Annotated in this window: 17 protein-coding genes; 7 read left to right on the forward strand and 10 right to left on the reverse strand. The window is 71.2% G+C overall.

Annotated elements, in window-relative coordinates; translation table 11 throughout:
- The first annotated feature begins 35 nt into the window (after positions 1 to 35).
- Positions 36 to 1,331, forward strand: coding sequence for a precorrin-6y C5,15-methyltransferase (decarboxylating) subunit CbiE (cbiE, locus tag KBZ33_RS00305; RefSeq protein WP_254949706.1), 1,296 nt, complete (start codon positions 36 to 38; stop codon positions 1,329 to 1,331).
- Here the strand turns inward: cbiE and KBZ33_RS00310 are convergent.
- From KBZ33_RS00310 to pheS, 4 genes are read right to left on the reverse strand one after another with little or no spacing between them, the layout of a single operon-like run.
- Positions 1,285 to 1,794: a DUF192 domain-containing protein gene (locus KBZ33_RS00310; RefSeq protein WP_254949705.1), complete on the reverse strand. Its 510-nt coding sequence runs from the start codon at positions 1,792 to 1,794 to the stop codon at positions 1,285 to 1,287. The genes cbiE and KBZ33_RS00310 overlap by 47 nt on opposite strands.
- Positions 1,791 to 2,483, reverse strand: a complete 693-nt coding sequence (locus tag KBZ33_RS00315; RefSeq protein WP_254949704.1) for a response regulator transcription factor — start codon at positions 2,481 to 2,483, stop codon at positions 1,791 to 1,793. Before KBZ33_RS00315 ends, KBZ33_RS00310 begins: the two co-directional genes overlap by 4 nt.
- Positions 2,480 to 3,406: an NAD(+) kinase gene (locus tag KBZ33_RS00320; RefSeq protein WP_254949703.1), complete on the reverse strand. Its 927-nt coding sequence runs from the start codon at positions 3,404 to 3,406 to the stop codon at positions 2,480 to 2,482. The genes KBZ33_RS00315 and KBZ33_RS00320 overlap by 4 nt, the downstream gene beginning before the upstream one ends.
- Positions 3,407 to 3,447: 41 nt before the next feature.
- Entirely contained in the window at positions 3,448 to 4,455 is a 1,008-nt protein-coding gene (gene pheS, locus KBZ33_RS00325) for a phenylalanine--tRNA ligase subunit alpha (protein WP_254949702.1), read from the reverse strand.
- 73 nt (positions 4,456 to 4,528) lie between these two features.
- On the opposite strand from pheS, the gene surE reads away from it, so the two are divergent.
- The gene (surE, locus tag KBZ33_RS00330) at positions 4,529 to 5,347 is read left to right on the forward strand and encodes a 5'/3'-nucleotidase SurE (protein ID WP_254949701.1); all 819 of its coding nucleotides are present in this window, start codon (positions 4,529 to 4,531) and stop codon (positions 5,345 to 5,347) included.
- Here the strand turns inward: surE and KBZ33_RS00335 are convergent.
- On the reverse strand, positions 5,332 to 5,913 hold the full coding sequence (locus KBZ33_RS00335; protein ID WP_254949700.1) for a DUF3611 family protein: 582 nt from the start codon (positions 5,911 to 5,913) through the stop codon (positions 5,332 to 5,334). The two genes, surE and KBZ33_RS00335, sit on opposite strands and share 16 nt — an antisense overlap.
- 63 nt (positions 5,914 to 5,976) lie before the next feature.
- Between KBZ33_RS00335 and KBZ33_RS00340 the strand changes: the two genes are divergently transcribed.
- The 5 genes from KBZ33_RS00340 to KBZ33_RS00360 are packed head-to-tail and all read left to right on the forward strand — an operon-like array spanning position 5,977 to position 9,540.
- Complete coding sequence (locus KBZ33_RS00340; protein ID WP_254949699.1) at positions 5,977 to 6,939, forward strand: bifunctional riboflavin kinase/FAD synthetase; 963 nt, start codon at positions 5,977 to 5,979, stop codon at positions 6,937 to 6,939.
- 43 nt (positions 6,940 to 6,982) lie between these two features.
- A complete protein-coding gene (locus KBZ33_RS00345; protein ID WP_254949698.1) occupies positions 6,983 to 8,086 on the forward strand; it encodes a thiamine phosphate synthase in 1,104 nt (367 codons plus the stop codon).
- The gene (gene thiS, locus KBZ33_RS00350) at positions 8,083 to 8,322 is read left to right on the forward strand and encodes a sulfur carrier protein ThiS (protein ID WP_254949697.1); all 240 of its coding nucleotides are present in this window, start codon (positions 8,083 to 8,085) and stop codon (positions 8,320 to 8,322) included. Before KBZ33_RS00345 ends, thiS begins: the two co-directional genes overlap by 4 nt.
- A 27-nt stretch (positions 8,323 to 8,349) precedes the next feature.
- The gene (locus KBZ33_RS00355) at positions 8,350 to 9,318 is read left to right on the forward strand and encodes a DUF1517 domain-containing protein (RefSeq protein ID WP_254949696.1); all 969 of its coding nucleotides are present in this window, start codon (positions 8,350 to 8,352) and stop codon (positions 9,316 to 9,318) included.
- Between the two features lie 27 nt (positions 9,319 to 9,345).
- The gene (locus KBZ33_RS00360; protein WP_254949815.1) at positions 9,346 to 9,540 is read left to right on the forward strand and encodes a hypothetical protein; all 195 of its coding nucleotides are present in this window, start codon (positions 9,346 to 9,348) and stop codon (positions 9,538 to 9,540) included.
- On the opposite strand, the gene larB is transcribed toward KBZ33_RS00360, so the two are convergent.
- From larB to KBZ33_RS00385, 5 genes are read right to left on the reverse strand one after another with little or no spacing between them, the layout of a single operon-like run.
- On the reverse strand, positions 9,541 to 10,275 hold the full coding sequence (gene larB / locus KBZ33_RS00365) for a nickel pincer cofactor biosynthesis protein LarB (RefSeq protein WP_396107665.1): 735 nt from the start codon (positions 10,273 to 10,275) through the stop codon (positions 9,541 to 9,543).
- On the reverse strand, positions 10,230 to 10,733 hold the full coding sequence (locus KBZ33_RS00370) for a TIGR03792 family protein (protein ID WP_254949694.1): 504 nt from the start codon (positions 10,731 to 10,733) through the stop codon (positions 10,230 to 10,232). The genes larB and KBZ33_RS00370 overlap by 46 nt, the downstream gene beginning before the upstream one ends.
- Entirely contained in the window at positions 10,730 to 11,215 is a 486-nt protein-coding gene (ispF, locus tag KBZ33_RS00375) for a 2-C-methyl-D-erythritol 2,4-cyclodiphosphate synthase (RefSeq protein WP_254949693.1), read from the reverse strand. Before ispF ends, KBZ33_RS00370 begins: the two co-directional genes overlap by 4 nt.
- A 53-nt stretch (positions 11,216 to 11,268) precedes the next feature.
- The gene (trmD, locus tag KBZ33_RS00380) at positions 11,269 to 11,964 is read right to left on the reverse strand and encodes a tRNA (guanosine(37)-N1)-methyltransferase TrmD (RefSeq protein ID WP_254949692.1); all 696 of its coding nucleotides are present in this window, start codon (positions 11,962 to 11,964) and stop codon (positions 11,269 to 11,271) included.
- A gap of 7 nt (positions 11,965 to 11,971) precedes the next feature.
- Positions 11,972 to 12,505: a phycobiliprotein lyase gene (locus KBZ33_RS00385; protein WP_254949691.1), complete on the reverse strand. Its 534-nt coding sequence runs from the start codon at positions 12,503 to 12,505 to the stop codon at positions 11,972 to 11,974.
- Positions 12,506 to 12,528: the final 23 nt, after the last annotated feature.

The following is a 12,528-nucleotide window of genomic DNA, read 5'->3' on the forward strand; positions in this document are numbered from 1 at the left end:
GGCAGAGGGTGTGGCCGGCACTGGTGGGGAGCATCATGGCCAGCAGTGGCGCAGGGGCACGGCTGGAGGGTTCGCTGCTGGACGTGCTGGGCACCGATGCCGCCGGGATGGCGGGCCTCTCCCGCCACTGGCAGGACGAGATCCTGCGGGCCGATCTGGTGGCGGCCCCCCGGCGTCTGCTGGCGGATCTCGAGGCTTGGCGCGGCGACACCCCAGCGCCGGAGCTGCTGGCCAGTGACCGGCCCGCAGAGCTGCTGCCGCGGCTGCAGCGGGCCCTCGTCGCCGGCGAGAGGGTGGTGCTCCTGGCCAGCGGCGATCCGCTCTGGTTCGGCCTTGGCCGTCTGCTGCTGCAGCACTTCCCCGCCGAGCGCCTCCGCTTCCACCCGGCCCCCACCTCCCTGCAGCTGGCCTTCGCCCGCCTGGGCCGCCCCTGGCAGGACGCCTCGTGGATCAGCTTGCACGGCCGCGATCCGGAGCCCCTGGCGGCGCGGTTGCAGCAGCGGCCCACCGCCCTGGCGGTGCTGACCGATCCGGGCCGGGGGGGCGCCGCCGAGGTGCGTGGGATCCTGCGGGCTTCGGGGCTGGAGGCCGCCTATCAGGTCTGGCTGGCGGAGCGCCTCGGCCATCCGGCGGAGCGTCTGCAACGGCTGGAGCCCGCCGACCCCCTGCCGCCGGATCTCGATCCCCTGCACCTGGTGCTGCTGATCGCCGTCGAGCCTGCGGTACCTCCGCCGGAGGCTCTGCCCCTGTTCGGGCTGGCCGATGGCCTCTGGCTGCAACACCCCGACCAGCCGGGACTGATGACGAAGCGGGAGGTGCGCATCCAGCTGCTGGCCGATCTGGAGCTGCCCGAGACGGGTGTGCTCTGGGACATCGGTGCCGGGGTGGGATCGGTGGGGCTGGAGGCGCTGCGCTTGCGGCCTGGGCTGGCCCTGTGGGCCGTGGAGCGCCGGGCCGGGGCGGCGGCCCTGATCGGCGCCAATGCGACCCGGCTGGGGGTGCGGCCCGCGGGCGTGCTGGAGGGGGAAGCGCCAGCGGCCCTGGCGGATCTGCCCGACCCCGATCGGGTACTGATCGGTGGCGGTGGTGCTGGACGCAGCGCGCTGCTGGAGGCGGTGCTGGGGCGGCTGCGGCCCGGCGGAGTGGTGGTGCTGCCCCTGGCCACGGTGGAGGGACTGGCCCGGTGCCGTCCCCTGCTGGAGCAGGCCGGCCTGGGGGTGGCCATCACCCAGATCCAGGCCTGGCGTGGCGCTCCCCTGGCGGAGGGCACCCGCCTGGCCCCCCTCAATCCCGTGCTGGTGCTGAAGGGGACGCGCCCGGCAGCGGGGTGATCCGCACCGGGGTGCCCACGCTGACGCCGAGCACGGCGGCCTCGCCGGCCGCCAGTTCCAGCACCCCGTCCACCGGCGTGTCGGGGCCGTAGCTGCGGCAGGGCAGGTCCATGCAGGGGGGGACGGCAGGCTCGAGGAAAACAACGCGACCGCCCTGGATGAACAGCATGTCGAGGGGTTCCGGCGTGCGGTGCATCCAGAAGCGGGCCAGCGCGGGGGGGGCGTAGGGGAACCACATGCCGTGCAGGTGGGGCAAGGGGGGGCGCAGCTGCAACCCCATGGCCTGCTGGCGCTCGCCGCGGGGCACCTCCAGCTGGATGCAGCGGGATGGCGGCGGGCCCTCCAGGCACCACTGGGCGGTGATCGGCAGGAACTGGGGCGGGCTCTGGCTCAGGCCCGGTCCGCAGCCAACCAGCGCGACCACGCCCGCGAGGGTCCAGCGCCGGAGCAGGGCCCTGCTCATGGCACGGGTCCGGTGGGGGGACGGCCGTCACTGAGGCAGTAGCCCTGGCCACGCACGGTGTGGATCAGCCGTGAGGCACCATCCTGCTCCAGTTTCTGGCGCAGATAGCGCACATAAACCTCAATCACGTTGCTGGCGCCGCCGCCCTGGTCGGCCCAGATCTCTTCAAGGATGCGCTCCCGGCACACCACCATTCCCCGGTGTCGCAGCAGCAACAGCAGCAGCTGATACTCCCGGGCCGTCAGGCTGAGCTGTCGCTGGCCGCGCCAACCCTGGCAGGCCACCGGGTCGATCCGCAGATCCGCCAGCTTCAGCTGGGCGGACACCGGTGTGGGGGCCTGACGCTGGGCCAGACCAAGATGCAGCCGCAACCGTGTGAGCAGGTCGCTTGTGCCGAGGCTAGGCAACCAGAAATCATCGGCACCCCATTCCAGGCAGTGGCTTCGGCTTTCGACGCTGTCGCTGGTGATGCCGAGCAGCAGGGGGCGGGCCCCCAGCCTGCGGCGCAGCTCCGGAATCCGCTGCTCGCTGCCGGGCGACAGGATCACGGCCGCAGGGAGCTCATCGCCCGGTTCCTGCTCCAGGGGCCGGTAACCGGAAACCTCCAGACGGGGGGCGAGATCGGCGGCCTCCGGGCCCACCAGCAGCACCACGACCGGCGCAGGGATGGCCGTGGCAGTTGTCGTCACAGCGGGGCGTCGGCGTGGTTGTTGGAGGGCTTGGCCACGTGCGGCAGGCCCCAGCCCAGCTTGTTGCGCAGCACCTGGAAGAATTCGTGGTCGGCCAGCCGCACGAAGCGCACCGGATGTTCGCTGCGCCGCACCAGCACCCTGTCCTCGGGCCACACGTAGCAGCCGGCGCTGCCGTCGACCACCATCATCAAGCGCTCGGGGGTGGCGGGGAACACCGTGACCGGCTCCTGGTCGCTGAACACCAGGGCCCGGGAGGCGAGGGAGTGGGCGGCGATCGGCGTCAGCTGCAGCACCGGGCAGTCGGGGGTGATCACCGGGCCACCGGCGCTGAGGGCGTAGGCGGTGGAGCCGGTGGGGGAGGAGAGGATCACCCCGTCGGCGGCAATGTCGACGGGGGCGTGGCGGCCGATGGCGATCTCGAAGTGGCACATGCTGGTGAGCGGCTCCCGGTGCAGGGCCATCTCATTGAGACAGAGCACCTCCCAGCGACGCTGTTCACCGCGCATCACGCTGACCACAAGCATGGAACGCTCCTCCACGGTCCATTCCCCGGCCACCACCTGGGCCAGAGCCTTGTCGAGGTCCTTCAGGTAGGCCTCAGCCAGGAAGCCCAGATGGCCGGTGTTGATCGTCAGGATCGGCACCCCGATCGGGGCGGTCTGGCGGGCGGCGGAGAGCACCGTGCCATCCCCCCCCAGCACCAGCGCCAGGGCCATCTCCGCATCGAAGCTGGTCGGGACGCAGGCGGCATAGCCCCTGGAGCGCAGGTGCTGGTCGGGATTGGCGAAACCCACCACGCCACCGGAGCTGCTCACCCGGGCCACTTCCAGCCCCGCCGCAGTCAGCCGGCTCTCGATCAGGTCGGCGGTGTTGATCGCCAGATCCTTGCCGTCGTTGACGATCAGTCCGACCCGGGGCACCGATCGAGGGCATGGGGGTCCATCCAGTTTATGGGGGGAGATCAGAACTGCTCCAGGAAGCGCAGGTCGCTGCTGAACAGCCGGCGGATGTCATCGATGCCGTGGCGCACCATGCAGAACCGCTCCACCCCCAGGCCGGCGGCGAAGCCGCTCCAGCGCTCCGGATCGAGGCCCAGACCCTCCAGTACCGCCGGATCGACCATGCCGCAGCCCATCACCTCCAGCCAGCGGCCCCGCCACTGCACGTCCACCTCGGCGGAGGGCTCGGTGAAGGGGAAGTAGCTGGCCCGGAACCGCACCGGCAGATCGCCGAAGAACTGCTGCAGGAAGGTGGTGACGGTGCCGCGCAGGTGGCTGAAATCCAGCCCTTCGTCGAGGGCGAGCACCTCCACCTGGTGGAACACTGGCGAATGGGTGGCATCCACCGCATCGCGGCGGTACACCCGGCCGGGGGCGATCACCCGCACCGGCGGCGGGTTGGCCTCCAGATGGCGGATCTGCACCGGGGAGGTGTGGGTGCGCAGCAGCCGGTCGCCCCCCAGGTAGAAGGTGTCCTGCATGTCCCGGGCCGGGTGGTGCTCCGGGATGTTGAGGGAGGTGAAGTTGTAGTGGTCGGTCTCGATCTCCGGCCCCTCCGAAACCCGGTAGCCGAGGCCGGCGAAGATGTCGACGATCTCCTCGATCGTGCTCTGCAGCGGATGGCGGTGGCCCGGCGGCACGAAGCTGCAGCCCGCTGTCACGTCGATCCGCTCCCGTTCCAGCCGCTCCGCCATGGCGGCGCTGCGAACGGCCTCGAGCCTGGCCCCCAGCAGTTGCTGCACCTGCTCCTTGAGGAGGTTGGCCCGCTGGCCCACCAGGGGGCGCTCCTCGCCGGGGAGACGGCCCATGGCCCCAAGCACCCCCGAGAGACGACCCTTCTTGCCCAGCAGCCCCACCCGCAGCTCCTCGAGGGCGGCGGCATCGCTGGCGTTGGCGATGGCGGCGGCGGCCTCCGCCTCCAGGTGCTCCAGCTGGTCGGTGAGCTGCTGCAGGCTGACGGTGGCGCTCACGGGACGGATCGGGGAAGGAAACGACTGTAGGCAGCAGCGTCTAGCTTGCCCTCAGTCCACGCTGTCGAGGCCGATGGCACCGCTCCGGATCCTGATCAGCAACGACGACGGGGTCTTCGCCGATGGCATCCAGGCCCTGGCCGCCGAGGCGGCCTCTCGCGGCCACGCCGTCACCGTGGTCTGCCCCGACCGGGAGCGCTCCGCCACCGGCCACGGCCTCACCCTGCAGACCCCGCTGCGGGCGGAGCGGGCCGACGAACTCTTCGCCGCGGGTGTCACCGCCTGGGCCTGCAGTGGCACCCCTTCCGACTGCGTCAAGCTGGCCCTGTTCCGCCTGCTGGATCAGGCACCCGACCTGGTGCTCTCCGGCATCAACCACGGCCCCAACCTCGGCACCGACGTGCTCTATTCGGGCACCGTCTCAGCGGCCATGGAGGGCACGATCGAGGGTCTGCCGGCCCTGGCGGTGAGCAGTGCCGATTTCCACTGGCGTCGCTTCGAGGCGGCGGCCGTCCTGGCCCTCGATGTGGCCGAGGGGATGCAGGCCGGCGGCTGGCCCGAGGGGCTGTTGCTCAATCTCAATGTCCCTCCCCGGCCCGCCGAGGCCCTCGCCCCCCTGCGCTGGTGCCGCACGGCGGTGCGTCGCTACATCGACCAGTTCGAGAAACGCACCGACCCCCGCGGCCGCACCTACTACTGGCTGGCTGGCGAAGTGGTCGACGATCTGGAGGGCTCCGGTGTCGGCCCGGCGGCGTGGCCTACCGATGTGGCCTGGGTGCAGCAGGGGGGGCCGTCCCTGACCCCCCTGCAGCCCGAACTCTTCTGGCGCGGTTCCGTGGGGGCCCTGCCGGAAGCTGAAAGCCTGCGGCTGAGTAATCAGTTCCTGCGGTGAATCCGCTGCAGGAGCCAGAGGCTCAGGATCAGGCCGATCAGGTGGGCGAACAGCACCTGGGTGTTGCTCAGCACGGAGAGCATCTCGATCGAGGTGATCGGTAGCCCCACCACCCGGCCACCGCTGCCTGGAGTGCCCTGCATCTGGGCTCCGAAGAAGCCCGGCACCTGCTGAGAGGCCTGCACGAAGAGGCTGCCGGCCAGGGCCTGGTAGCCCACCGCCGCCAGGGTGAGTCCGATCAGATCACCCAGCAGCCCCCGCTTCACCAATCGCGAGGTTTCCCCCTTGCTGGGGCGGGCCGGGCTGGCCAGGGCGCGGCCGCAGCGCACCACGAGCCAGGATTGCCACAGACTCCAGAGCAGCAGCAGGAAGGACAGGGTGGTGAGGGAGAGGCCGGGGCCCAGCCCCAGGGCGCGGGAGGAATTGGCCGCCATCTGGCCGCCGAGGTTGTTGAACAGCAGCACCCCCACCACCACCACGCCGAGGGCCAGCTGGATCCAGAACCGCACCCAGCCCAAACGGCGGAGGGCATCGGCCATGCGCTGCAGATCCAGCTGGTCGACCATGGGGAGAGCGGCGGAGGCCCCAAACTTGGCATGGGAGGATCCTGGCGGCGAGGGCGCAGGCCGTTGATCCCGCTTCACGACCCCTCCCACGCCCTGCGGCCCACCGCCATTGCCCTGGGCAGCTTCGATGGGCTGCACCGGGGACACCGCCGTGTGATCACCGCCGTCACCGAGCCGCAGCCGACGGGGCAGGAGCCTGTGGTGGCCACGGTGGTGAGTTTCTGGCCCCACCCCCGGGAGGTGCTCCATGGCGAGACGCGCCTGCGGCTGGATCTGCCCGAGGAGAAGCTGGAGCTGCTCGAACCCCTCGGCATCGAGCAGCTGGTGCTGGTGCCCTTCAGCCGTGAGCTCGCGGCGCTGACGCCGGAGCGGTTTGTGGAGGAGGTGCTGGCCGAGCGGCTCCAGGCCCGGCGGATCGCCGTGGGGACCAACTTCCGCTTCGGGGTCGACCGCAGCGGTGACGTCGACGATCTGGCCCGCATCGGCGCTGCCCTCGGCATCGACGTGCGGGTGCTGCCGATGCTGTGGGACGGGTCCGAGCGGGTGAGCAGCAGCCGCATCCGGCGTGCCCTGGCGGCCGGCGACATCGAGGAGGCCGGGCGCCTGCTGGAGCGCCCCTACCGCTTCAGCGGCGCGGTGGTGCGGGGGCGGGGCCTGGGCCGCCAGTTGGGCTGGCCCACCGCCAATCTGGCGGTGGACGGACGCAAGTTCCTGCCCCTGGAAGGGGTCTATGCGGCCCTGGCCTGGCGGGACGGCGAGGACGAGGCGATGGCGGCGGTGATGAACCTCGGCCCCCAGCCCACGGTGGACCCCCTGGCTCCCTCGGCTGTTGAGGTGCACCTGCTGGAGCGAAAGCTTGAGCTGGAGGGCTCCTGGTTGACCGTGCAGCCCTTGAAATTGTTACGGCGGCAGCAGGCGTTTGAGAGTCTCGAAGCCCTCAGCCGGCAGATCCGCCTGGACGCCGACCGGGCTCTGGAGGATGGCCTCAGCCATGGCGGCCATGCATCGGCCCCGCCTCCCGGCTGAAGGACCCCTCCCATACCCTGGGAGCCCCGCCTGTGCCGGTCCGGTGACGCCGCAGCCCCCAGTTCCGACGTCGTCCAACGGCAGCGAGCACGCCGCCATCGAACGGTTGCTGGATGCCAATCTCGATCGGGCCCGGGAGGGGCTGCGGGTGCTGGAGGACTGGGCGCGCTTCGCCCTGGACCGTCCCGACCTGGTGGCCCGCAGCAAGGACCTGCGCCAGCGTCTGGGGCGCCTCCACCAGACCCGCTACAAGCTGGCGCGGCACACCGCCACCGATTCCGCCGCCGGCATGGCCCATCCAGCCCAGGCCGAACGGCAGGACGGCGCCAGCGTGCTGGCCGCCAATGCGGGCCGGGTGCAGGAGGCCCTGCGGGTACTGGAGGAGTTCGGTCGGCTTGAGGATCCCCGGCTGGCGGCAGAGGCGGCGGCGATCCGCTACGCCCTCTACGACCTGGAGGTGGATCTGCTCCAGGCCGGCCGCGGTGGCGACCAGCGCCGGGCCCTGCTGCGCCGCTGCCATCTGTATCTGGTCACCAGTCCGGTGGAGGGGCTGGAGTTGGTGGTGGCCGCTGCCCTGGCGGCGGGGGTGCGGCTGGTGCAGTATCGCGCCAAACCTGGGGACGGCCCCACCCCGGCAGGAGCCGCCCTCGATGACCGGAGCCGTTTTGCACAGGCGAGCGCCCTGCGCCAGCTCTGCCATCGCCATGGGGCCCTGTTTCTGGTCAATGACCGCATCGACCTCGCCTTGGCGGTAGGGGCCGATGGCGTGCACCTCGGTCAGGGCGACCTGCCGCCGGCCGTGGCCCGTCGCCTGCTGGGACCCGACCGGCTGATCGGTCGCAGCACCCACCGCCTCGAAGACCTTCGCCAGGCCGTCGCCGATGGTTGCGACTACGTCGGGGTGGGGCCCGTCAACGCCACGCCCACCAAGCCTGGCCGCGAGCCGGTGGGGCTGGCCTACGTGAGCCAGGCGGCGGCGGAGTGCCCCCTGCCCTTTTATGCCATCGGTGGCATCGATCGGGCCAACCTGGCTGTCGTACGCCAGGCCGGGGCGGAGCGTGTGGCCGTCGTGCGGGCGATCACCCAGGCAGGGGATCCCGGGGCCGCCGCGGCCGCCCTGCTGGCGGGGCTGGAGGCGCTGGCATGACGGAACCGGCAGCCGCGAAGGAGCCGGAGCCCCTGCTGCTGCGGGTCAACGGCGAAACGCGAGCCTGCCCGGCGGGCCTCTGCCTGGATGCTGTGCTGGTGTCCCTTGGCTACCAGCCGCGTCTGGTGGTGGTCGAGTTCAACGGCGAGATCCTGTCCAGGGAGCGCTGGGCCACCCAGTCTGTGGGGGAATCCGATGTGCTGGAGGTGGTCACCATCGTTGGGGGAGGTTCCTAGATTCCCGATATCAAAAGGTCACTGCAGATGGGTTCCCGCTTGTTCAGGCGCCTGGCCGGTCTGATGGTCGTCCCCTTTCTGGTGGCGGGCCTGGTGATGGCGGCCCCCCAGCCGGCCCAGGCGGCCAGCGGCGGTCGGATCGGCGGCGGCAGCTTCCGATCTGCCCCTTCGATGCCCCGCAATTACGGCGGCGGTGGTGGCGGCTACCGGGGCAGCTATGGAGGCGGATACGGCGGCGGCTACCGGGGCGGCGGCATGGGTTTCCCCTTCATCGTGCCGATCTTCGGCTTCGGTGGCGGCGGGCTGTTCGGTTTCCTCATCCTGATGGCGGTGGCGGGCGTGGTGGTCAACGCCCTGCGCGGCGGGGGTGGTGGAGGTGGTGGGCCGGCCCTGGGCGGCTCCGGGTCTGGTCTGGCCTACAACCCCCGCCCCGACGGCCCTGTGGCGATCGCCCAGATCCAGGTGGGTCTGCTGGCCTCCGCCCGCGACCTTCAGGACGATCTTCGCCGCCTGGCCAGCTCGTCCGATACCTCCAGCAGCTCCGGTCTTCAGCGGGTCCTGCAGGAAACCAGCCTCTCCCTGCTGCGCCACCCCGATCTCTGGGTGTACGCGAATGGCGAAGTCGGTCAGGTGCCTTTCGCCAGTGCCGAGTCCACCTTCAACCGGCTCTCGATGCAGGAACGCAGCAAGCTGGAGCGGGAACTCACGGCCAATGTGGCGGGGCGCCGTTTCAGCGAGCCGGCGCCCGTGGCCCCCGGGGCCAGTGACGCCGCCAGCGATTTCATTGTGGTCACCCTGTTGGTGGCCAGCCGTAAGGGGCTGGCGATCAAAGGGGCCCGCTCCGCCGAAGACCTGCGCGATTCGCTCCAGAAACTCGGCGCGCTCGGTGCGGATGACCTGATTGCCCTGGAGGTGATCTGGCAGCCGGAAGGGGCTGGAGAAGTGCTCAGCACCGAACAGGTGATCACCGCCTATCCGAATCTGCAGCACCTCTGAGCACCCCGCCTTGTCAGGCCGGATGCGGTGCTTCACACTGCGCCTGATAAGCCGCAGGCACCGAGGCTTCCCCATCGGATCAACTGGATCAATACACCGATCCTGATCGAGGCGATTGAGTGCTACGAGCAGGGCCGTCTGCCCCGCTCTCTCACCCTGTGGCTCAAGACCTTGCTGGAAATCGAGGCCCCGCCGCCGGGGCCCCTGCTGGCAGGCGGCTGATCAGTCGGCTCTTCCCAGCTGCAGGATCCGCAGGGCTGCCATGGCGGCTCCATAGCCGTTGTCGATGTTCACAACGGTGAGCCCTGGGGCGCAGCTGGCCAGCATGCCCATCAGGGCCGCCTGGCCCCCGGCACTGACCCCGTAGCCGACCGCCACCGGCACCCCGATCACCGGTTGGGGCAGCAGCCCCGCCAACACGGTGGGCAGGGCTCCCTCCATCCCGGCGCAGGCGATCAGCACCTTGGCCCGGCGCAGCCCCTCCAGCTCCGCCAACAGACGATGCAGCCCAGCCACGCCCACATCCAGCACGAGGTCGCTGGCCACCCCATGGCAGGCCAGGGCCAGCCGGGCCTCCGAGGCCACGGCCAGGTCGCTGCTGCCGCCGCTGAGCACCGCCACCCGCCCGAAGGCCGGATCGGCTGGCGGCGGCGTGGGCCAGGTGAGGCAGCGGGCCAGGGGATGGTGCTTCGGCAGCGGGACGTCCCCATCGCTGCCGAGCTGGTCCGCCAGCTGTCGCTCCACCGCCGCGGCCTTCTCCGCCGAGACCCGCGTGACCAGGGCCAGTTCGCCGGCCTGGCGCAGCCCCAGCAGCACGGCGGTGATCTGGTCGGCACTCTTGTGCTCGCCCCACACCGCTTCCACCATGCCAAGCCGTTGGCGGCGGCCCAGGTCGAGCCGGACGTCCTCGCTCACCGCAGCTCCTCGGCAGCCGCGGCCGGGGTCAGGCCCACCCATTCCAGTTCGCCGGCGTAGAGCAGGGGAAAGGGGTTGGCGGCGGTCGGGCTCGCCTGGGCCAGGACCCGGCGCGCCGCGGCCTCGAACTGGCCCTGCACCACGTCGATGTCGCTTTTGGGAATGGCCAGCCACTGGCGGCGGCTGTGCCAGCGGATCAGCAGCAGGCCCTCCTCCCGTTCGGCGTCCCAGAGCAGATCCCTGCCGAGGAAGCCGTCCTGGCGCCGCAGCCAGGGCCCCCAGCTCTCCTGCTCCGCCTGCAGCCAGGCCCTCTGGGTGCCGGCCGGCACCTTCAATCTGAGCTGTTCCACCACCACCGCTGCGGCAGCTTCGCTCCCGCCTTGGCCGCCGCGCTGGGGGCTGAGGGCGCCGGCATTGTCAGGAAGGCCGGCCAGCACAAGAACCACCAGGCAGAAACTGGCCAGCAAGCTAGCCAGCTGGCTCAGGGGGGCACGGGTCATGGCTGGTGCAGCAAGGCCACGGCATGGCAGGCGATGCCCTCCTCCCGTCCGGTGGGCCCGAGGCCCTCGTTGGTGGTCGCCTTGACGCCCACCTGCTCGGGAGCCAGGCCCAGGCGGCCGGCGATGGCCTCCCGCATGGCGGCGATGTGGGGCTTGAGGCGGGGGCGCTCTGCCACCACCACCGTGTCGACATTGAGCACCTGCCAGCCCCGTTCCGTCACCAGCTCCATCACCTTCTCGAGCAGCACCAGGCTGTCGGCCCCGCGCCAGCGCTCGTCCTCCGGAGGGAAGTGGGTGCCGATGTCCCCGAGGCTGAGGGCCCCCAGCAGGGCATCCATCAGGGCGTGCACGAGCACATCGGCGTCGCTGTGGCCCGCCAGCCCCAGGCTGTCCGGATGCTCCAGACGCACGCCACCCAGGATCAGGGGACGACCGGGTGCGAGCCGGTGGATGTCGTAGCCGTTGCCGATGCGCAGCTGCATGGGGGGCCGTAGGGGCGGATCCAGTTTGGCCGGTCTGGGGGTGAGCGCGGGCGTCAGGGGTTCTGCTCCGCCTGCCACAGGGCCAGCAGGTCGGCGCGCCGCTCGCGGGTGCGGGCCACCTGCTGCTCCTGGCGCCAGCGGGCGATGGCGCCGTGGTCACCGCTGCGCAACACCTCCGGCACCGCCAGGCCGCGGAACTCCGCCGGCCGGGTGTAATGGGGGTGCTCGAGCAGCAGGCCACTGTGGCTTTCCGCTTCGAGGCAGTCCGGCGATCCCACGGTGCCCGGCAGCAGCCGCACCACGCCGCTGATCACCACCAGGGCGGGAAGTTCGCCGCCGGTAAGCACGAAGTCTCCCAGGGACACCTCCTCGTCCGCCAGGGGGCGAATGCGTTCATCAAAGCCCTCGTAGTGCCCACAGAGCAGCACCAGCTGGTCGTACTCGCTCGCCCAGCGGCGCAGGTCTCGCTGGTGCAGCGGCTGGCCCTGGGGGCTCATCAGCAGCACCCGACGCCGGGGCAGCACCGGAATCGCCTCGAAGGCGGCGTAGACAGGCTCGGGCTTGAGCACCATGCCGGCGCCGCCGCCATAGGGAACATCGTCCACCTTGCGGTAGCGATCCGTGGCGTGATCGCGGGGGTTGTGGGCGTGGACCTCGGCGATGCCGGCCGCGAAGGCACGGCCGATCACCCCCTGCCCCAGCAGGGGTGTGCAGGCGTCCGGCACCAGGCTGACCACGTCGAAGCGCATGGTGGGCTCAGCCGGCAGGTCGGCTGAGCCGCCGGATCTCGGAGCTGAAGCTGGCCCGGCCCGGGCGGCCGTCGGGGTGGTGTTCCACGCTGCTGCGCAGACGCAGATTCGCCTTGGTGAACCAGATCCTTTCCCGCACCGAGATCCCGGCCCGCGCACTGGTGAGCTCCAGGCTGCCATCCGGCCAGAGCTGCCAACGACCCGTGCTGACGGCCCCGTCCGGGGCCTGGCCCTCGAAGCCACCGTCGGGGTGAAACAGCAGCCGGTGGCGGCCACCGCTGGGCGGGGTGATCTCCAGCCCCCCAGGCCCCTCGATGTCCTCCGGAGTCAGGTAGGTCACCTGCAGGTCACCGCGCTCGGAACTGTGCCAGCTGACCTCCTCCTCCTCGGCCTGTCGGGCCTCGCCTGCGGCCTCCTCCAGGCTGAAGCGACTGCGCAGAGAAAGCCAGTCCCCGGCGCAGAAGGCCAGAAAGGCCGCGATCGTCTCGGGCGGGAAGCGGCCGATCGTCGCTGGGGTGGGAGGCTCGGTCGCGTTGGTCACGGCGGGGGCGGCGGGAGATCGGG

Source organism: Cyanobium sp. Cruz-8D1, from assembly GCF_024345975.1.
Taxonomy (GTDB): Bacteria; Cyanobacteriota; Cyanobacteriia; order PCC-6307; family Cyanobiaceae; genus Cyanobium.